General features: G+C 60.3%; 18 protein-coding genes and 1 tRNA gene. 4 read left to right on the top strand and 15 right to left on the bottom strand.

Annotated elements, in window-relative coordinates:
- Window positions 1-143 precede the first annotated feature (143 nt).
- Complete coding sequence (locus tag L0H65_RS02155; protein ID WP_301457120.1) at window positions 144-1202, bottom strand: quinone-dependent dihydroorotate dehydrogenase; 1059 nt, start codon at window positions 1200-1202, stop codon at window positions 144-146.
- A complete protein-coding gene (locus L0H65_RS02150) occupies window positions 1199-1555 on the bottom strand; it encodes a DUF952 domain-containing protein (RefSeq protein WP_301457119.1) in 357 nt (118 codons plus the stop codon). Before L0H65_RS02150 ends, L0H65_RS02155 begins: the two co-directional genes overlap by 4 nt.
- Before the next feature lie 149 nt (window positions 1556-1704).
- Here L0H65_RS02150 and L0H65_RS02145 point away from each other — a divergent pair, with 149 nt between their 5' ends.
- Window positions 1705-3225 (top strand): bifunctional UDP-sugar hydrolase/5'-nucleotidase, encoded by a 1521-nt coding sequence (locus L0H65_RS02145; protein ID WP_301457118.1) that lies wholly within the window; start codon window positions 1705-1707, stop codon window positions 3223-3225.
- A gap of 62 nt (window positions 3226-3287) precedes the next feature.
- On the opposite strand, the gene L0H65_RS02140 is transcribed toward L0H65_RS02145, so the two are convergent.
- From L0H65_RS02140 to L0H65_RS02105, 8 genes are all read right to left on the bottom strand, one after another.
- Complete coding sequence (locus L0H65_RS02140; protein ID WP_301457117.1) at window positions 3288-4103, bottom strand: ATP-binding cassette domain-containing protein; 816 nt, start codon at window positions 4101-4103, stop codon at window positions 3288-3290.
- Window positions 4096-5130 (bottom strand): ABC transporter ATP-binding protein, encoded by a 1035-nt coding sequence (locus L0H65_RS02135; RefSeq protein ID WP_301457116.1) that lies wholly within the window; start codon window positions 5128-5130, stop codon window positions 4096-4098. The genes L0H65_RS02140 and L0H65_RS02135 overlap by 8 nt, the downstream gene beginning before the upstream one ends.
- Window positions 5130-6020: an ABC transporter permease gene (locus tag L0H65_RS02130; RefSeq protein ID WP_301457115.1), complete on the bottom strand. Its 891-nt coding sequence runs from the start codon at window positions 6018-6020 to the stop codon at window positions 5130-5132. Before L0H65_RS02130 ends, L0H65_RS02135 begins: the two co-directional genes overlap by 1 nt.
- Window positions 6017-7024, bottom strand: a complete 1008-nt coding sequence (locus L0H65_RS02125) for an ABC transporter permease (RefSeq protein WP_301457114.1) — start codon at window positions 7022-7024, stop codon at window positions 6017-6019. The genes L0H65_RS02130 and L0H65_RS02125 overlap by 4 nt, the downstream gene beginning before the upstream one ends.
- Window positions 7025-7105: 81 nt before the next feature.
- On the bottom strand, window positions 7106-8680 hold the full coding sequence (locus tag L0H65_RS02120) for an ABC transporter substrate-binding protein (RefSeq protein WP_301457113.1): 1575 nt from the start codon (window positions 8678-8680) through the stop codon (window positions 7106-7108).
- 57 nt (window positions 8681-8737) lie between these two features.
- Window positions 8738-12583, bottom strand: coding sequence for a hydantoinase B/oxoprolinase family protein (locus L0H65_RS02115; RefSeq protein WP_301457112.1), 3846 nt, complete (start codon window positions 12581-12583; stop codon window positions 8738-8740).
- The gene (locus tag L0H65_RS02110; RefSeq protein ID WP_301457111.1) at window positions 12580-13338 is read right to left on the bottom strand and encodes an IclR family transcriptional regulator; all 759 of its coding nucleotides are present in this window, start codon (window positions 13336-13338) and stop codon (window positions 12580-12582) included. The genes L0H65_RS02115 and L0H65_RS02110 overlap by 4 nt, the downstream gene beginning before the upstream one ends.
- Window positions 13339-13473: 135 nt before the next feature.
- Entirely contained in the window at window positions 13474-14628 is a 1155-nt protein-coding gene (locus tag L0H65_RS02105; protein WP_301457110.1) for a M20 aminoacylase family protein, read from the bottom strand.
- 125 nt (window positions 14629-14753) lie between these two features.
- Between L0H65_RS02105 and L0H65_RS02100 the strand changes: the two genes are divergently transcribed.
- Window positions 14754-14827 (top strand) — tRNA-Gly (locus L0H65_RS02100).
- 27 nt (window positions 14828-14854) lie between these two features.
- Here L0H65_RS02100 and L0H65_RS02095 read toward each other — a convergent pair.
- The 4 genes from L0H65_RS02095 to fabA are packed head-to-tail and all read right to left on the bottom strand — an operon-like array spanning window position 14855 to window position 17899.
- Window positions 14855-15268, bottom strand: coding sequence for a VOC family protein (locus L0H65_RS02095; RefSeq protein ID WP_301457109.1), 414 nt, complete (start codon window positions 15266-15268; stop codon window positions 14855-14857).
- A gap of 58 nt (window positions 15269-15326) precedes the next feature.
- Window positions 15327-16118, bottom strand: a complete 792-nt coding sequence (locus tag L0H65_RS02090) for an enoyl-ACP reductase (protein ID WP_301457108.1) — start codon at window positions 16116-16118, stop codon at window positions 15327-15329.
- 13 nt (window positions 16119-16131) lie between these two features.
- Window positions 16132-17358, bottom strand: coding sequence for a beta-ketoacyl-ACP synthase I (fabB, locus tag L0H65_RS02085; protein WP_301457107.1), 1227 nt, complete (start codon window positions 17356-17358; stop codon window positions 16132-16134).
- A gap of 31 nt (window positions 17359-17389) precedes the next feature.
- Window positions 17390-17899 carry a bifunctional 3-hydroxydecanoyl-ACP dehydratase/trans-2-decenoyl-ACP isomerase gene (gene fabA, locus L0H65_RS02080; protein ID WP_301457106.1) on the bottom strand — a complete coding sequence of 170 codons (510 nt, stop codon included), beginning with the start codon at window positions 17897-17899 and terminating at the stop codon, window positions 17390-17392.
- A gap of 157 nt (window positions 17900-18056) precedes the next feature.
- Between fabA and irr the strand changes: the two genes are divergently transcribed.
- Window positions 18057-18476, top strand: a complete 420-nt coding sequence (gene irr, locus L0H65_RS02075) for a Fur family transcriptional regulator Irr (protein WP_301457105.1) — start codon at window positions 18057-18059, stop codon at window positions 18474-18476.
- 7 nt (window positions 18477-18483) lie between these two features.
- A complete protein-coding gene (locus tag L0H65_RS02070; RefSeq protein WP_301457104.1) occupies window positions 18484-19146 on the top strand; it encodes a DUF2161 domain-containing phosphodiesterase in 663 nt (220 codons plus the stop codon).
- A 78-nt stretch (window positions 19147-19224) separates the two neighbouring features.
- On the opposite strand, the gene L0H65_RS02065 is transcribed toward L0H65_RS02070, so the two are convergent.
- Window positions 19225-19776 (bottom strand): fasciclin domain-containing protein, encoded by a 552-nt coding sequence (locus L0H65_RS02065; protein ID WP_301457103.1) that lies wholly within the window; start codon window positions 19774-19776, stop codon window positions 19225-19227.
- Between the last annotated feature and the right edge of the window lie 825 nt (window positions 19777-20601).

The following is a 20601-nucleotide window of genomic DNA, read 5'->3' as shown; positions in this document are numbered from 1 at the left end:
CACCCCCGGAGGATATTTTTTCAGAGAAGACGCGGCAGGAGGGCGTGAGGGGTTTGCCGCCTGGTTTCGCCAGACAGGTCAGAATTCAGGGGTCGGCCCTGGGAGCGGGTACGAGATGTCATGCTTGACGAATTGACGATGTTTCAGAGCCAACCACTGCGTCGGGTTCCCACCGCGTCGTTGAGCGTGGCATAACCGTCGCGTTGCAGCAGGGCGTCGAGATCTTTCGCGATGTCAGTGGCGATGCGGAGGCCGTGGTAAACCATCGCGGTATAGAGTTGCACCGCTGACGCCCCGGCGCGGATCTTTGCATAGGCCTGATCGGCTGTGCTGATGCCGCCGACGCCGATCAGCGGGATTTTGCCATCGGTCAAAGCCGAGAGCCGGGCGAGGATCCGGGTGGATTTTTCAAACAGGGGCGCGCCGGAAAGGCCGCCGGTTTGTGCAGCATGCGGACTTTGCAAGCCGTCGCGCGCCAGCGTTGTATTGGTGGCTATAATGCCGGAAAGGCCAGCGCTGACGGCAACTTCGGCGATCTGCGCGAGGTCATCCGGGGTCAGGTCCGGGGCGATCTTGAGGAAAATCGGGATCGGATTCGGCAGGGTGTTGCGTATCTCCATCACGCCTGTCAGCAGGCCACGCAACGCCACTGCCCCTTGCAGATCGCGCAGCTTTTCGGTGTTGGGGGAAGAGACATTGACGGTTGCGAAATCGACATAGGGGCCGCACTGCGCCAGCACGTCGGAGAAATCAGCGGCGCGGTCGGTGGAGGTTTTGTTGGCGCCTAGGTTCAGGCCGACGGGCACGCCCTGGGGTCGCGTGGCGAGACGTTCGCCGATCGCTGTCATTCCGTGATTGTTGAAACCAAAGCGGTTGATGGCGGCGCGATCCTCGGTCAGGCGGAACAGGCGTGGTTTGGGGTTGCCGGGTTGCGGGTGCGGCGTTGCGGCCCCCACCTCCAGCCAGCCGAAACCAGAGCGCATCAGCGCGGGCAGGCATTGGGCGTTTTTGTCAAAGCCTGCAGCGAGGCCGATGGGGTTTGGCAATCTCATCCCTGAAAGCTCTGTTGCGAGGCGCGGGTTGGTGAACGGGCCGGGCGCAGGCGTCAGGCCGAGGCGCAGCGCCATCAGCGACAGCCCATGCGCGCGCTCCGGGTCCAGGCAGTGCAGCGCGGCCAGCGCGGCACGTTCGCTCATCCTCACGCTTTCGCCTCGGGGAACATATGCGCTTCGGGGAAGATATGACCGGTGGCACCGAGCGGCAGCGCCTTGTCCCAGACGACATCGCCCATCCGCATCGCGCGATAAAGATGCGGGAACAACGCGCCACCGCGCGAGGCTTCCCATTTCAGGTCAGGCCCAAGTGCCTCAACCGTAACCGCGACCAGAACAAGGTCTGAAATGTCCGTGAAATGCTTTGCCGCGGTTTCGGCCACCTGTGCGGCGGTGGAGAAGTGGATATAGCCATCGGCCCGATCAATCGGTGCGCCAAGGGTTTCGCCCGCATCGCGCAGGTGATTCCATTCGGGGCGGCGGAAGATTTTGAAGATCAACATGGTCATGTTCATGCACTGCGGCAAAAATTGCGTCAATGGCTTGTGCGCTATTCGCGGGCAGGTTGTTGAGCGGGAAATACAGGAAGGGCTTTGACAGAACGCACTGGCATTGTGATGATGCAGGGATCAAAACAAGGGGGAGTCCCAAGATGACACTGTTTTCGAAAACCGCCTCTGCGGTTCTGTTGGGGGCGACGGCGCTGATTGCTGTGCCGCATGGCATGGCGCTGGCCGATACCGTCAAGCTGACGTTTCTGGGCGTTGGCGATGTCTATAATTTTGACGAGAACCACGGGCGCGGCGGTTTTGCGCGGCTGAACGCGGTGGCGCGTGCGGAGCGTGCGGCGAACCCGAATACGATTTACGTCTTTGACGGCGATATGCTGTCGCCGTCGATCCTGTCGGGGTTCGACAAGGGGCAGAACACGGTTGATCTGACCAATCTTGTGCCGTTTGATTTGGCGGTTCCGGGTAATCACGAATTCGATTTCGGGCCGGAGAATTTTTACGACAAGGTGGCGGTGTCAAAATACCCTTGGGCCGCGATCAACATCACGCAGGCCGATGGCTCTGCCTTGCCGGGGGTGGGTGGTGTGTTGGTGAAAGAGGTGGCGGGCGTTAAAGTGGCGCTGATCCCGGTGGCGCAGGATACCTCGCCTACTGTGGCGTCGACGGGTGATCTGAAGTTCGGGCCGACGGTGGATATGGGGATTGAGGCGGCGAAGCAGGCGCGCAAGGATGGGGCCGATCTGGTGGTGGGGGTGGTGCAGACCAACATCCCGAATGACCAGTTGTTGATTGCGTCCAAGGCGTTCGATCTGATCCTGTCGGGCGATGACCACAGCTACGGCACGTCTTATGATGGCATCACCGCCTATGTCGAAACCTCGATTGATGCGCGGTTCCTGTCGCCGGTCGATCTGATGGTTGACGTGAGTGAGAAGGACGGCAAGCGCAAGGTAAGCTGGACACCGAATTTCCGCTTTATCGACACCGCCAACGTCACCCCGGACCCGGAGACGCAAACCATGGTGGATGCGTTGAAGAAAAAGCTGGATGACAGCCTGAACGTGGAGATCGGCAAGACCCAAGGCTCGCTCGATTCCCGCCGCAACGTGATCCGGGGGGAAGAATCGGCGATGGGCAACCTGATTGCCGATGCGATCCGGGATGCGACCGGCGCGGATGTAGCCTTGGTGAACGGTGGCGGCGTGCGCGGCGATACCACCTATGACGCGGGCCGCACCCTGACGCGGCGCGATATCCTGACGGAACTTCCCTTTGGCAACGTCACGGTGTTGACCGTTATCCCCGGTTCGCAGCTTTTGGCGGCGTTTGAGAATGGCGTTAGCCAGTACGAGGATGGCGCAGGCCGCTTCCTGCAACTTTCGGGCGCGTCCATTGTGTTCGATCCAAGTGCGCCGGCCGGGTCGCGGATTACCGAGGCGTTGGTGGGTGGGCAACCGCTCGATCCCGACAAGCTCTATAAGGTCGCGGCGAATGACTACATCCTGGGCGGCGGTGACGGGTTCACCTCACTTGGTGGCGGTGAGGTGTTGATCAACGCAGGCAACGGCAATCTGATGGCCAATGATGTGATTGATTACATTGTCAAGATGGGCGGCGTGACCTCAGCGGTTGAAGGCAGGGTCAAGAAGATTGGTGAATGATCTACTGTGAAACCCGCTGATGACAAAGACGGGAAAGGCCGCGCCAAACGGTGCGGCCTTTGTCATTCGGCATAAACCCGCACTTCGGGCATCGCCCCGATCAGCATTCGGGCATAATCGCCTTTCGGGTTGTCAAAGATTTCATCGCTGCTGCCCTGCTCCACAATCTTGCCGTGATAGATCAGTGCCACGCGATCACAAAGGTAGCGCACCACCGCCAGATCATGGCTGATGAAGAAGTAGGTCAGCCCAAGTTTATCCTGTAGCTCAAACAGCAGGTTCAACACCTGCGCTTGTACCGACACATCCAGCGCCGAGGTCGGTTCATCCAGCAGCAGCAGTTCGGGGCCGGACGCCAAAGCGCGCGCGATGCAGATGCGCTGGCGCTGACCGCCGGAAAATTCATGCGGGTAGCGGCGCAGATATTGCGGGCCAAGGCCGACGAGTGACAGAAGTTCCGCCGCGCGGTCGGTACGCTGGCGCGCGTTGAGGCCAAGGGTTTCAACATGGATCAGCATCGGCTCGGTCACAATGTCATGCACCGACATGCGCGGGTTGAGCGAGGCATAGGGATCCTGGAACACGATCTGGATTTTCGCGCGCAAGCGACGCATTTCCACCGCGGAAAGCTGCGCCATATCCTTGCCCATAAAGCGAATGACCCCGGCGCTTGGCGTTTCCAGTTGCAGGATGGAACGGGTCATCGTGGTTTTGCCCGACCCGCTTTCGCCTACAAGCCCGAAACTTTCACCGCGCTTCACCGCAAGCGAAACATCGGTCAGGGCATGAACGGCGGCGGAACTGCCGAACATGCCACGCCTGCCGGGATAGATTTTGCTGACATTTTCGATTTCCAGCATCGGGGTTGTATCAGGCATGAATCAACGCCTCCATTTCAGCGGCGCGGATACAGGCGGCGCTGTGGTTCGGCCCAACGGTTTCGGGTGGTGGTGTGGCCTTGGTGCAGGCGGGTTGGGCAAAGGCGCAGCGCGGCGCAAACCGGCAACCGGGCGGTGGGTTGATCAGGTTCGGCACCGCCCCCGCCAGCCCTTTCAGCGCGCCCCGCTTGGTGTCTTTGGTCGGGATCGCGGAAAGCAAAGCGCGGGTGTAGGGATGCACCGGGTTGCCGATCACGGCCGCGACCGGGCCATTTTCGACGATATTGCCCGCATACATCACCGCGACATGGCTACACGTTTGCGCCACCACGCCAAGGTTATGGGTGATCAGCACCACGCCCATGTCATATTCCGCCACATTCGCCTTGATCTGTTTCAGGATTTGCGCTTGCACCGAGACATCAAGCGCGGTCGTCGGCTCATCCGCGATCAACAGATCAGGTCGCCCGATCATCGCCATCGCGATCAAAACCCGCTGGCGCATCCCGCCGGAAAATTCATGCGGATAGCTGGCAAGGCGGGATTGGGCGTTCGGGATGCCCACCTTTTCCAGCATCTCTACGGCAAGGCTCCATGCGGCGGCGCGACGGGTGCGGTTGCTGGAATGGGCTGGGCAATCAAGGATGGTGTCATCTTGGGCGGCGGCGGCAAGCGCCACATCGGTCAACTGCTCACCAATCCGAAACGCGGGGTTCAGGTTGGTGGTCGGGTCTTGAAAGATCATCCCGATCCGCTTGCCTCGCAGCTTTTGCATTTCGCGTTGTGTCAGGGGCAACAGGTCGCGCCCCTCCAGCAGGATTTGCCCTTTGGAATAATGCGCGGGTGGCGAGGGTGCCAGACGCGACACCGAAAGTCCGGTCAGTGATTTGCCACAGCCGCTTTCACCGACCAGCCCCCAGATTTCCCCCCGGTTCACCGTCAGGTTGATCCCGTTGAGGACATCGGCGCTGCCTTCATAGCTGGACATACTCAGGTGCAGATCGCGGATTTCCAGAAGAGCGGTCATCAGCGCCTCGCTTTCGGGTCAAGGACATCGCGCAAGCCGTCGCCCAGCAGGTTGAAGCCGAACACGGCCACAAACATCGCCATGCCGGGGGCCATCGCCGTCCACCAATAATCCGGCATGTAAGAGCGGGAGATGGACAGCAGCGTGCCCCATTCCGGCGTCGGCGGCCGCACACCGATGCCGATGAAACCAAGGCCAGCCACGGTCAGAATGGCAAAACCCATATCCAGCGACATTTTCACGATGATCGGGGAGACGGTGTTCGGCAGGATGTGCCGGAACAGGATGCGTTGCGGCGTGGCACCGATGGCGCGGGCGGCGGTGACATAGACTTCTTCGCGCGCGGCCAGAACTTCGCCGCGCACAAGCCGGGCATAACCGGGCCACCACGACAGCGAAATCGCGATGACCATATTGCCGAACCCCGGCCCTAGGGCGGCGGCAATCGCCATCGCCAAAATCAAACCGGGAATGGTCAGCGTCAGGTCGGTCAGGCGCATCAGCACCTCATCGACCCAGCCACCGGCAAAGCCTGCGACCGCCCCGACAATGGTGCCGATGATGGAGCCGATCATAACGACGCCAAACCCCGCCAGTACCGAAACCGTGGTCCCCGCCATCACCAGCGACAGCACGTCCTGACCCAGTTCATTGGTGCCGAACGGGTGCGCCCATGTTGGCGCAATAAAGCGATTGGCGGTATCAACGCCGCCTGCAATATGCTCCGGATAGGGGGCAAGAACCGTACCAAAGGCGGTGAAGAACAGCACCAGCGCCACCAGAACCCCACCCAAAAGCGACAACTTGCTTTGCCGGAAGCGAAAGAACGCGCGGCGCAGCTTGTCGTATTTCGGTGGTGTCAGAGCGTCGGTTGAAAGGGTGTCGGTCATGAGTAACGCACCTTTGGATTGATGATGCCGTAAAGCACGTCGATGATCAGGTTGGCGATGACAAACATCAAGCCGATGACCAAGGCGACCCCGATCACCGGCATCATGTCTTGGCTGACAATCGCTTTTGTCGCGTAAAGCCCAAGGCCGGGCCAGTCGAACACGGTCTCCACCAGCACAGTGCCGCCCAGAAGCCAGCCGAAATAGAGGCCAATAACGGTCAGTGTGGCCGAAACCGCGTTGCGGGCGACGTATTTGGTGATGATCAGGCGTGGCGCAAGGCCAAGCGCGCGGGCGGTCATCACATAATCCTGCTGCATCACCTCGATGGTCGATGACCGCATCATCCGCATGATGGTGGCCAGGGGGGAAAGTGACATTGCGATGGCGGGCAGGGCAAGGTGGCGCAGGGCGAGCGTAAAGGTGGACCACTCCCCAGCAAGCAGGCTGTCGATGGTCAGAAAGCCGGTGATCGTGGGCGGCGGGATCACGATAATCGGCAAGCGCCCACCCAAAGGCAGCCACATCAGCCACATCGCAAAACAGAGTTGCAGCAGCAAGCCAAGGAAAAACCGCGGCATCGAAATCGCGCCGATTGCGGCGATCTGGCTCAGGTAATCGGGCCATTTGTTGCGCCAGACCGCGGTGACCAGCCCCAGCGGAATGCCGATCACGATCGCAATAGCCATCGCAGCCAGAACCAGTTCCAGCGTCGCGGGCAGATAGGCGGCAATATCGGTGGCGACCGGTCTGCGCGTCAGCAGCGACGTGCCAAGATCACCGTGCAGCAACCCGGTGACATAGTGCCAATATTGCACCCATATCGGCTGATCGAGGCCATATTCGGCGGCCAGCGCCGCGATCTCGGCCTGCGTGGCATTCGGCCCGGCAGCAAGGCCAACCGGATCGCCGGGCAACAGCCGCGCGATGGCGAACATGATGATCGTCAGGCCGATGATGACCGGGATCAGCATCAACAAGCGGCGCAGAATGAACTGGAGCATCGGAAATGACCTTTGTGGCGTATTCGGTCGGTCCGGGCAGGCCAAATGTGTTGGCCCGCCCGGTATCGGGATGGAAGGCGCTTATTCCATCGACAGGCCAAACACCTCAATCGCGTTGGAGGCAACGGGGGTGAAATGGTAGTTCTTCACATTGTCGCGCATCGCAAGGCGGCGTTTTTCCAGCACGCCAAAGATATCGGGTGCATCAGCGACAACCGCCTCTTGAAACTTGTGATAAATCTCGATGCGCTTGTTGGTATCGACCTCGGAGCGGCCCGCCTCGATCAGCGCGTCCACCTCCGGGTTGTGGTAAACCGCGTTCTGCCAGCCGCCGTTGCGCGACGAATGATAGGCGGCATAGGCGATATTGTCCGGGTCGCCATAGTTGGCAGTCTGGTAAACCGGGAACAGATCGGGGAAGGTTTCCGGCGATTTGCAGGCGGCAACCATATCCGGCCAGTTCATCGGCATGATCTCCAGATCAATGTTCAACGCCTTGAGGCTGTCGAGCATGATCAGCGCCCAGCGGCGTTGCTGTTCAAGACCGGAGACATGGACCATCCGCAGCTTGATGCCGCCTTCGGGCGTCTTGGTCTGCGCCAGATGTTCCTTGGCCTTGTCGAGATCCATGCGGTAGACCGCCAGATCGGGGTTGAAGCCCAAAATCCCGTTCGGCAGCGGCCCGGTCATCAACTCGGCATAGCCTGCGGCGTCGATGATCGCCTGATAGTTGGTCGCATAGGAAATCGCCTTGCGCATGTTGATGTCGGAACACGGGCCGTAAGCAGTGTTCATCTTGATCGAGAAGGTGCGGTATTCCGGCTCCAGCACGCGGACCACGCCGGGGGCGTCTTTCAGCGCATCCATATCCTCGGAGGTCAGATCAACGGCGATCTGCGCCTCGCCCCGCTGGATCATCAGCCGCTGGGTCGCGGTTTCATGGATGATCTGCCAGATCACCCCGGCGAGGTTGCCGCCACCCGCCTGCCAGGCGGTTTCCGCGCGGGCGAGTTGATAAAGCGTTCCGGGCTGGAACCGCCCGACAGTGAAGGGGCCGGAAGCGGCGGTGTTGGTCAAAAGCCAGGTCTGGCCGTCATCGGTGCCCAGATTGGCTTCCACCACCGCTTTTTCCACGATGAAAATCCATGGCAGCACTTGCAGGAACGGCGCAAAGGGTACGGCAAGGGTGAATTTCACGGTGCCAGCGTCTACCGCCGTCACGCCTTCCGGCGTCACGATATCGCGGATCATCCAGGAGTTACCTTTCGCCAGACGCAACGCGCGCTGGAAGGAATAGACCACATCATCCGCAGTGACAGGCGCGCCGGAATGGAACTTGGCATCCGGGTTCAGCTTGAAGGTGTACTCCTTGCCATCGGCAGAAGCCTCCCAGCTTGCGGCGAGGGCGGGCACCGGTTCTGGCGGGTTACCCGAAACGCGCACCAAGGGATCATAGACGTTGCGCATGAAGAAGGACGCGGAATAGCCGGTCGCGGTGTGTGGGTCGAAATTCGGGATATCCTGACCGGAGGCGATGACCATGACAGCGGTATTCTGCGCAAACATCGCGCGCGGGAAAACGGTGCTGGCAAGGCCAACGCCCGCCAGTGCCAACAGGCTGCGGCGGGTCAGATTCAGATGCGGTGAAGTTTTCATCGGTTTCTCCTTGTTGGGTGGGGGCGGGGGGCATTGCGCGCCCCCCGTCAATTTCGGTCAGGCATAGGTGGGTGTGAAGGCCTGCGCTGTGGTCGGTTCCGAAGATTTTGAGTAGTGATGCGCGGCATGGTCAGAGGTGATCAGCCCCAGTTTCAGATCCCGCGCAATCGACGCCGGATCACGTTCGCTCGGGTCGCCAAAGCCGGAACCACCGCCAAGTGTCAGCTCCACCACCTCATCGGTGCGGAACAGGGAAACAAGCTGCCCGGTGCCGCAATCATGCAGCTCCTCGCCCGTGGCGGATACGATGCGCCCCTTTGCACCAAGCCCCGGCAAGCCACCGAACAGCCCTTTGATCGGGTTATTGACACCTTCGGGATAGACGGAGACCAGCATTTCCAAGCCATCCTCATCGCGTTTGCGGAAGCGGATGCGCTGGGCAAGGCCGCCGCGCATCCGGCCAGCGCCGCCGCTGTCGGTGACAAAACCCTTTTCCATCACCAGCACCGGCACCCGGCTTTCCATCAACTCGATAGAGGTATTCGCCGCAGAGGTAGGCCACAGCAACGAGGAATGACCATCACCGCGATCAGACCCGCCTTGGCCGCCGCCGCAAAACAGCATGTCGGAATAGAATTGCCCAGAACGGTCCTGCCCATAGATATTCGCGGCGACCGCAAGCCCGGTGAAGCTTTGCACCTTGTCGCGTGCAGCCCCGGCCAAAGCCCCAAAGATATTGGGTGCCAGATACCAGCCGGTCCGCGTGCGCAGGTTCACCGCCGCCGGATAGGTCGGGTTCAGGATCGAGCCTTCCGGCGCCGTTACCGTGAACGGACGGTAGCACCCGGCGTTGCCGCGCACCGCTGGTGTCAGCATACATTTCAGCGGATAGGTCGCATGGGCGGCGGTATAGTTGAGGGTGGAGTTCAAGCCACCCTGCGGCAATTGCGGCGGCACCCCGTCGAAATCCACCGTGATCGCATCGCCAGCCACCTTGACCAGAACTGGATATTCGATCTTTTCGCCCAAGGGATTGTTGGTGATGGTCGAATGGTATTCGCCATCAGGGATCGCCCGGATCGCATCACGCATTGCCTTTTCAGACAAGCCCTGCACCACTTCGGCGAGCGCGCCAAGATCATGCAGGCCGTAATCGCGCATGAACGCCTCCAGCCGTTCCGCCCCCAAAGCGTTGGCGGCGACGAAGGAATAGATATCGCCCAAGACCTGCTCGCCGTTGCGGACGTTCTGCTGGATCATCCGGACAAGCGTTTCGTTGACCTTGCCCGCCTCAAAGATTTTCATCGGCGGGATTTGCAGGCCTTCCTCGTAAATCTCGCGCGCATGCAGGCTGTCCTTGGTGCCGCCGATGTCCGACACATGGCCGACCGTGCCCATCAGGCCCACCAGTTTGCCATCGCGGAAAGCGGGGGTGACAATGGCAATGTCGAACAGATGCCCGGCGCAAAGCCAAGGGTCATTGGTGATCAACACGTCACCGGGTTTCAGCGTTTCGGCAGGGTAAGCCGCCAGCAGCGCCTTGACCGCGCGCGGCAGCGTCAGGTTAAAAACCGGCATCGCGCGGGGGCTATGGGCCAGCGTTTCGCCGTCTTTGTCCAGCAGTTCACAAGCAAAATCCTGCGCCTCGGCGATGACCAGCGAAAAGGCGGTGCGGCAGACAGTCAGCCACATTTCCTCCACCACGTTGACAAGGCGCGACCACATGATTTCAAGGCCAATCGGGTCGCCTTCAATCCGCGCAACGGCTTGTGCGCGGGTCATGTCGGGGGTGATCAATTCATCCGCCGCAACAACTGCACCGACGCGGACACAAAGGTTCAACCCGGCGTCGATGGTTACATGGTCATTCGGGCCGATAACGGTGGTGGACTCGCGTTCCTCAACGATCGCGGGGCCAGGGATTTCATCGCCCGATTGCAAGGCGTAGCGGTCATAAACGGCGGTTTTGAACTCGCCTTCGTCGAACCAGCATTGGCGATGGCCTTTCACCCGATTGGCACTGTCACCGCCACCCGTCGCCCCGGTCAGCGCGGGTTTCGGCGTCGGACCAGCAACGCGGACGCGGAAAGTGACCGCCTCAAACCGCGCACCGGCAAAGGGTTCGGCGTAGCGGGCGGAATAAGCCTGCACAAAGGCGGCGCGGATCGCGGGCAAATTGGATTCGTCCAGATGGCCCAGCGGCAGCGGCACCGAAATATCATGCATCTGCCCGACCAACCGCATATCGGCTGTGCGCTCGATCACCGCCTTGTCGGCGCTGATCCCCGCGCGGGTCAGATGGTGCATGCCTTCGGCTTCCAGATCGGCCAGAAGGCTGTTGATCGCATCGGCGTCAAACCCCGGTTTCAGCTCCACCCGGCGGGAACGGACACCGTCGAAAGACAGGGGTGCCGCAAGAAAGCCGACGGCGGAGGCAGCACCCGATGCGGGTGGGATCAGGACCGACGTGATGCCCATTGCGCGGGCGACATCCACGGCATGGGCCGGGCCTGCGCCGCCAAAGCCCACCATCGAGTATTCGCGCGGGTCTTTGCCACGCTCCACCAAATGGACACGGGCAGCGGCGGCCATGCTTTCGACGACAACCTTGTGGATGCCAAGTGCTGTTTGTGCCACGCTCAGGCCAAGCGGTTTGCCAACCCGTGCAATCGCAGTTTTCGCAGCCTCCAGATCCAGCGACATACGCCCCCCAAGAAAGAAACCGGGGTCATAATAGCCAAGGGCAAGGTTCGCGTCCGTCACCGTCGGCTCCAGCCCGCCCATTCCGTAACAGGCGGGGCCGGGGTCTGACCCTGCCGAATGTGGACCGACTTTCAGCAGCCCGACCTCATCAATCGCAGCGATGGAGCCACCGCCTGCGCCAATTTCGATCATCTCGATCACCGGGGCTTTGATCGGCAAGCCGGACCCTCTGGTGAAACGATGAACGCGGGCGGCTTCCATCATCGGGGCCACTTCAGCGCGGCCATGTTCGATCATACAGGCCTTGGCGGTGGTGCCGCCCATATCGAAGGAAATCACATCCGACAGGCCCGCCGCTTCGCCAAACAGAGCCGTCGCAAGCCCGCCACCCGCAGGACCGCTTTCGAGCAGTCGGATCGGGAAATCGCGCGCGGTTTCCAGTGACACCAGCCCCCCCGCCGAATGCATCAACCGCAACGGGCCGGTGAAACCCGCGCCACGCAGGAATTGCTCCAGCTTGGTCAGGTAGCGGTGCATCAAGGGTTGCACAAAAGCGTTGGCGCAGGTGGTGACGATGCGCTGATATTCCCCCATTTCCGCGACGACTTCGGACGAAATCGACACGGAAAGGCCCGGATGCGCCGCGCGGACAAGTTCCGCCGCGCGCTGTTCATGCGTGGGGTTCGCGTAGGAATGCAGGAAAGCAATCGCAATCGCCTCACACCCCGCATCGACCAGTTTTTGCGCCGCTGCCAGAACGGCGGCTTCATCGAGTGGGGTCACAACTTGCCCCGACGCATTCATCCGCTCCGCCACTTCCAGCCGCAATTCACGGCTGACCATCGGATCAGGGAATGAGACGAAAAGATCATAGATATCATAGCGCTGCTCGGTCCCCATCTCCAGCAGATCGCGAAAGCCGGCTGTGGTGATCAGGCCAACCGGCGCGCCTTTGCGTTCGATGATGGCATTGGTGACAAGGGTGGTGCCATGCACAATCTCCGCCACATCGGCATGGGTGATGTCGCGCAGCGCCAGCAGTTCGGAAAGCCCCAGAAGTGCTGCCTCGGACGGGTCATGCGGTGTTGTCAGACGCTTGTGCAGCGTGACGCTGGCATTCTCGGCGTCATAAAGCACGAAATCGGTGAAGGTGCCACCAATGTCAAAGCCAACGCGCCAGCGGTTTTGTGAAAGGGTCATGCGTAACGTTCCTTATGTTCGAATCTGGGGGCGACAAAGGCAGGATCGCCAAACTCCGCCGCAATTTGGCTTGCGGCCTTGGCAAGAGCCGCAATCATCTGGGTGCAACCGGCCTCATCGACGAGGCCATGCGGGTAAACGATACACAGGCTGACGGTTTCACCCGTCGCCGGGTCGCCCACCGCAATCGCGATGGCATCGACGCCGGGCGTGCTTTCCTGCGCGGAGGTGGCAAAGCCGTTCTGCCGGATCAGCGCCAGTTGCGCGGGCAAAACATCCGCTGACGGGTGGCCGCGATAAAGCGTTGCGACCTGCGCATCTGGCATCCGTGCCAGAATGGTCCGCCCGGTGGCACTTTGATGCGCCCGCAGACGGCGGCCGATATTGGACACCACGCGCAGCGCGTTGGTGCCGGGAAAGTCGGCAACCGCCGTCACCTCCTGCCCGTCGAGGATGGAAATGTAGCCGGTATGGCCGAACTGCGCCGAAAGGGCCGTCACGGCATCGCCTGCGCGCGCCATCAGATTGGAGGAACGGCGGAAGATCGCAGCGAGATCAAGCATCACCGTGCCAGGGCGGTGGCGCATCGTGTCGCCAATCGTCGCCAGCATCCCAGCATCGCGCATCGCTTTCATCAGGCGGGAGGTGTTTGCTTTGGGCAGTTCCAACCGGCGGGCAACATCGGTCACCGTCAGTTCAAGGCAATCGTCGGAATAGAGTTTCAGGACCGAGGCGGCATTTTGCAGAACTGACATTGCGCCTCCAATTTGTTCCGTTAAATGGAACTGATGATCCATATATTGCAACTTGTAGCCAAAAGGGCGATTCGGTCAACAAAAAACCGCGCCGGTTTCGGGCGCGGTTGTTGTTTTCTGACGATTTCGCGAAGTTCAGGCGGCGCCGCGCCGCTCCACCAACCGCGCCAACACGCTTGCACCGACCGGCAGGATGGTGTCGTCAAAGATGAAACCGGGGTTATGGAGCGGCACATCGCCGTGATGGCCAAGGTTGAAAAACGCCCCAGGAACGACGTTCAGCAGATCGGCCATATCCTCCGACCCCATGGTCAAAGGTGCGTTAGGCTGCGCCTGATCACCGACAATTTCCCGCGCGACCTCCATCAGGTTGTCCACCCGCACCGGATCATTCGACAGAACGCTGAAGATGTTGCGGATGTCGAGTTTGATGTCCACCTCATGCGCCAGTGCAAAGCCCGCGCAAATCTGCCGCATACGGGTATCAATCAACACGCCATCCGCATCATCAAAAAACCGGAATGTGCCGCGCAGAACTGCGCTTTCGGGGATGACGTTATAGGCGGAGCCTGCGTGAAATTGCGTGACCGAAACCACCGCCGGATGCGTCGGGTCCATGTTGCGCGCAACGATGCCCTGAAACTCCTTCACCAACCCCGCGCCAATCACCACCGGGTCACGACTGGCTTGCGGCATCGCGCCATGGCTGCCTTGGCCGATGATCTCTATGTCAAAAAAGCTCGCCCCGGCCTGCGCCTTGCCGGGGCGGATCGAGAGGTTGGAATGGGCGCTGTAGGGCGAATTATGCATGCCATAAAGCTCATCGCAGGGAAATCGGTCAAACAACCCGTCCGCCAGCATCGCCCGCGCGCCGCCCAAACCTTCCTCCGCCGGCTGGAAGATGAATACCGCACGCCCCGCAAAATCGCGGTTTTGGGCCAGATAGCGCGCGGCCCCCAGGAGCATCGTCGTATGCCCATCATGGCCGCAGCCGTGAAACACCCCTTCGTTCTGTGAGGCATAGGGCAGGTTCGTGCGCTCCTCCATCGGCAAGGCGTCCATATCGGCGCGCACGCCGATGGATCGGCCGGGGCGGGTGCCGTCCAGCACGCCCACCACCCCGGTTTTACCGACATGCCGGGTCACTTGCACCCCCCAGCTTTCCAGCAACTCAGCGACGCGGGCAGAGGTGCGATGCTCCTCGAACCCGATCTCGGGGTGTGCGTGAAAATCGCGGCGGATGGCGGTCAAGTCGTCCTGAAAATCGGTGATCTGGTCAATCGGGGGCATGGAGTGGCCTTTGCGTTGCGGGGTTTCCCAAGCTGTAGGCGTAAATTTCCAACCCTACAACAGCGTCGAATTTAGCCACCGCGCCGCTTGCACGCATCGCGCGGGGCGATTATACGAGGGTCAGCGCGGGTGTTGTGTAATGGTAAGACCCTAGCCTTCCAAGCTAGAGACACGGGTTCGATTCCCGTCACCCGCTCCAAATCCCTTGCCCAACGGACCTTTTTCGTCAGCTTCCGGCGTTTGGAATGGCGCTTGGGTCCATCCAGAACGGCTCAAACACATTTCCATCCGGGTCTTGGAACGTGCGGGTATACATGAAACCGTGATCGTCAAACGGTTTGGGTTCGGTGCCGCCAGCGGCCAATGCGGCCTCCGTAATCGCATCCACAGCGGCGCGGGAGTCCCGTGTCAGGGCGATCAGCGCTGCAGTGGATTTTTGGGTATCGGCGCGGGGCAGGGTGGCAAAGCTCTCAAAGCGGGGGTGCGTCAGGATCATCAGGAAGATGTGTTCCGAGATGACCACGCAGCACGAGGTATCATCCGCAAAGTTGAGGTTCAGCGAAAAGCCGATCGCCTGATAGAACGCCTTGGAGCGTTCAAGGTCAGACACCGGGAGGTTGACGAAAATCATCTGGGCCATACGGCACCTCCTTTCATCGCCCGAAGTTCGCCGCGAAAGGCCGATACGTCAAATGATTTTAGCTGATATGCTCGGCCCTCGGCATGCCCAAAACATGAAAGCCGCCATCGACGCGGATAATTTCGCCCGTGGTGTGCATCCCATAGTCTGAGGCAAGGAAAACCGCCGTACCACCGACAGATTCAAGGCTCGCGTTGGTTTGCAAAGGCGCGTTGCTTTCGGTGTGACGGTACGTCGCCCGCGCGCCGCCAATCGCCGCCCCGGCAAGGGTTTTCATCGGGCCGGGGGAGATTGCATTCACCCTGATTTTCTGTGCCCCAAGATCGGCTGCCAGATAGCGCACCGCCGATTCCAGTGCCGCTTTGGCCACGCCCATGACGTTGTAATTCGGCGTCACCCGGTTGGAGCCGCCATAAGTCATCGTCATCAGACAGCCACCATTCGGCATCAGTTCCGCTGCGCGGCGCGATACGTCGATGAAGGAAAAGCAACTGATATCAAGCGATTGTTTGAAGTTCGCACGGCTGGTATTGCTGATCCGGCCCGTGAGTTCGTTCTTGTCGGAATAGGCGATGGCGTGGATCAGAAAATCAATACTGCCCCATTCGTCCTTGATGCGCTGGAACGCCAGATCAAGCGAAGTGTCATCGGTCACGTCGACATCCACCATGAAGCTGGAGCCAACGCTCGCCGCCAAGGGTTCCAACCGTTTGCCGAACGCCTCGCCCTGATAGGTGAAGGCGAGTTCCGCCCCTTCGGCCGCAAGCGCGCGGGCGCAACCCCATGCGATGGATCGCTCATTGGCGACGCCCATCACAAGGCCCCGCTTGCCCTTCATCAGATCGGCCATGGAGTCCCCTAACTTATTTTGCGTATTTGCTCATCAACAAGGTCGCATTGGTGCCACCGAACCCGAAAGAATTGGACAGGATGCTGTCATGTTCCACTTCGCGGTATTCGGTCGCGATTTCCTCGGGCTTCAGTTCCGGGTCCAGTTGCGTGACATTGGCGGAAGCTGTGATGAAACCGCCCTGCATCATCAGCAAGGAATAGATCGCCTCATGCACGCCAGTCGCCCCCAGGCTGTGCCCGGTCAGCGATTTGGTGGAGGAGATTGGCGGCACCGAGCCTTCGCCAAACACGCGGCGAATGGCTTTCACCTCGGTCACATCGCCCGCAGGGGTCGAAGTGCCGTGCGCGTTGATATAACTCACCTTGCGACCTTCGGGGATGCTGGACATCGCCAGTTTCATCGACCGCTCACCCCCTTCGCCCGATGGCGCAACCATATCGGCCCCGTCGGACGTGGCACCGTAGCCGGTGACTTCGGCGTAAATCTTGGCGCCACGCGCCAGGGCGTGGCCCAGTTCTTCCAGCACCACCACACCGCCGCCGCCTGCAATGACGAAACCGTCACGGGTGGCGTCAAAGGCGCGGGCGGCTTTTTCCGGGGTGTCGTTATACTTGCTGCTCATCGCGCCCATCGCGTCAAACAGGCAGGAAAGGGTCCAGTCCAACTCCTCACCCCCACCGGCAAAGACGATATCCTGCTTGCCCATCTGGATCAGTTCGGTGCCATTGCCGATGCAATGCGCCGAAGTCGAACAGGCCGAGGTGATCGAATAATTCACGCCCTTGATCTTGAATGGTGTGGCCAGACAGGCGGAATTGGTTGAGGACATGCAGCGCGTCACCATGAACGGCCCCATGCGCTTTGGTGCGCCTTTTTCGATCACGATGTTGTGGGCCTGGAAAAAGTTGGAGGTGGACGGTCCACCCGACCCCATGATCAGACCGGAGCGTTCGTTCGACACATCCGAAGCGTCAAGCCCGGCATCGGCAATCGCCTGCTCCATCGCGATGAAGTTATAGGCGGCACCCGGCCCCATGAAGCGCAGGTCGCGTTTGTCGATGTGGTCCTCCAGCACGATCTGCGGCATTCCGTGGATCTGGCTGCGAAACCCGTGTTCGACATATTGGGGTGCTGCAACGATGCCGGATTTTCCGGCGCGCAGGCTGGCTTCGACCTCGGCGGCATTGTTGCCGATGGAGGATACTATACCGATACCGGTGATGACGACGCGGCGCATGGGCGCTCTCCCTATTCCAAATCGTTTGGGGTCAGCTTTCGGAAAGCGCGACCTTCATGTCCTTGACCAGATAAATCACCTCACCATCCGCTTCAACCCGGCCGTCCGCTACACCCATGGTCAGGCGTCGGGTTTGGATAGCTTTGGTGAAATCGACGAAATAGCGCAGCATCTTGCGGTCAGGGCGCACCATTCCGGTCAGCTTCACCTCACCCACACCCAGCGCATAGCCGCGCCCCTGCCAGCCGCGCCAGCCAAGGTTGAAGCCGGTCAACTGCCACAAACCATCAAGGCCAAGACAGCCCGGCATGATCGGGTTGCCGGGGAAATGGCAGTCAAAAAACCACAGGTCGGGGGTAATGTCGAATTCGGCCACGATATGGCCTTTGCCGTGTTCACCGCCGTCACCCGAAACTTCGGTAATCCGGTCCATCATCAGCATCGGCGGCGCGGGAAGCTGTGCGTTACCGGGGCCGAACAATTCACCCCGCGCGCATTTCAGCAAGCCGTCCTTGTCAAAACTCGTTGGATACTGCGCCATATGGCCTCACCCTTTGTTTCCCTTCCCTTCCAATAACACCGGGACGGAAACGCTGGCAAGTGGAACGGCGGGCAACAGCAGGTGCCACTGTGCAATCGGGTTGAAAAACATACCTGTTCCGCCTTATATGAGATGGAGATGACAAGGCGGATGGTTGATGCTTGATCTGGCAATGAAACGCGGCACCGATTGGCTGGCGACGGGTGGCTTGCGCCCGACGCGGCAGCGTGTGGCCTTGGCCGGTTTGCTGGTCGGTGACGGTCAGGATCGCCATGTCACGGCCGAAAGCCTGTTTGCCGCCTCCAGCGATACCGGGGAGGGTGTGAGCCTCGCGACTGTTTACAACACCCTGCGCGCATTTTGTGAGGCGGGATTGATGCAGGAAGTCGTGGTCGATGGCTCCAAAAGCTATTTCGACACAAGGATGGATGATCATCCGCATTTCTATTGGGAAGACACGGCTGAATTGACCGATGCGCGCGCCGATCAGTTGGAAATATCCCGCCTGCCGGACTTGCCGGAAGGCACCGAGATTTCAAAGGTCGATGTGGTGATCCGCCTGCGTCGCTGTCGTTGATCTGACGATGCGTGAGGCGGATCTATACCCCCCGCTCAAGTCCTATCTTGAGTCGCAGGGCTATGAAGTCAAATCCGAAATCGGTGATTGCGATATCATGGCCCGGCGCCGGGATGAGCCGCCGATTGTTGTGGAAATGAAACTGACGTTCAGCCTCGCCCTTGTGATGCAAGGGGTGGTGCGGCAAGGGATGTTCGATTCTGTCTATCTTGCGGTTCCGGCCAACAAAGGCTGGAAGCTGCGATACCGCGATATCATCGCGCTGTGTCGCCGTCTGTCGCTGGGACTTCTGGCTGTGGGGCAGAACGGAGTGGAGGCACATCTTGACCCTGGCCCCTATGCCCCGCGCCTGAAAACCAAACCCGCCGCGCGCCTGCTGCGGGAGTTTGAGCGCAGGGTCGGCGATCCGAATTCGGGGGGTATCACCGGGGTCGCGAAGATGACCTCCTATCGACAGGATGCGCTGCGCTGTGCGCGGGCGTTGAAAGCGGGACCATGCAAAGCCTCGGTCGTGGCGGCGGCTACCGGGGTCAGGCGCGCGGGCACGCAACTGCGCGACGATCACTATGGCTGGTTTGATCGGGTGGAGCGCGGGATTTATACCCTGACGCCGAAGGGGCAGGCGGCCTTGCTGGAATATGCCGAAATCACCCGGACGCTGATCGAATAGTCCTTGAGGCAGAGGGAGGCGGGACAATTCCCACCTCCCTCGGCCATCATAAAAACTAACGAAATCAATGAAATCGTATCACTTCGGAACCAGCACCGTGTCCACAACATGGATCACCCCGTTCGACTGCATCACATCGGCAATCGTCACGCGGCCCGCGGTCCCGCTTTCGTCATAGATGTAAAGGTTCTTGCCGCGCACCTTGGCCGAAAGCGCGTCGCCGGAAACCGTGGTCATATTGCAAAAACCATCGCGGCTTTTCTTGGCGCAGGCTTTCAGCTTGGCGGCGGTCAGCGTGCCTGCAACGACATGCGCGGTCAGCACCTTGGTCAGCATCGCCTTGTTTTCCGGCTTCAACAACGTGTCCACGGTGCCGGCAGGCAGTGCGGCAAAGGCGGCGTTGACCGGCGCGAACACAGTAAACGGGCCGGGGCTTGCCAGTGTATCGACAAGGCCCGCAGCCTTGACAGCAGCAACCAGCGTTGTGTGATCCTTGGAATTCACTGCATTTTCAACGATATTCTTGGATTCAAACATCGCAGCGCCGCCCACTTCGGGGTTGGCAAGCGCGGGGGCCGCTGCAATCGCAATCGCGGCACTGGCAACAAGACGTGTGAGCAGGTTGGTCATTTCGTTCTCCTCCATCCGCCCGACCAATCCGGGCTGTGTAAGGAAGCAACGGAGGCAAATGGTCAGAAGTTTCAGCCGAGGTTGCCATATTTCGCAGCAACGTCGGGAACGCTGCTTGAAACACTCTGGAATGCTGACTTTCGTGTATCTATTTCAGCGGGATAGGCGAATTCCCTTGAAAAGTGTTCATGAAGAAAGTTTTCCTTCGCGAATGGCCCGAATGGTGGGCCGAGGCCGAGGCCTCGCGTTTCACCGTCTCGGATATGCATGGCAAGCAGTTGCACGAAATATCCAACCTTGCAGCAGCCATCCCAACAGAAAGCATTCGCGCCACGCCAATACCTTGTGGCACAGACAGAGGGATTTGTGGCAAGGGCAAACCTGCTGCGATCAATTCCCGGAATTGGCCCGGATTCTGCGGCGATGCTCCCCCTCGTGCATGTAAACATCCACTGCCGGGCAACGGATCGCAGCGTTATCCGATCCGAACTCCGCCAAATGACATCACGCGAAGCCACCGCGATGACCGGCCTCGGGCCAGTCCCCCATGACAGCGGGGCGTCACGCATTGGCTAAAGCGTGACGCCCCAAGCTGAGTCTGTCACGCTGTAACAGATTGAGATATCACAATGGATTTATCTCGATTTGTGACACGTCCCCGCCAGTCCATGACCGATCGCCTTAGCCGTAATGCGCAACCGGGGTGCCCGCCAGCGCCGACATATTCAGCAGACCGCGCGCGGTGATCGAGGGGGTCACGATATGCGCCTTGTTGCCCATGCCCATCAGGATCGGCCCGACCTCGATGCCGGTGGCCTTGAGCTT

Origin of the sequence: Pseudorhodobacter sp., from assembly GCF_030452865.1 — a bacterium.
Taxonomy (GTDB): domain Bacteria; phylum Pseudomonadota; class Alphaproteobacteria; order Rhodobacterales; family Rhodobacteraceae; genus Pseudorhodobacter.
Note: the sequence above shows the minus strand (reverse complement) of the source record. Positions and strands in the feature narration are given on the sequence as shown.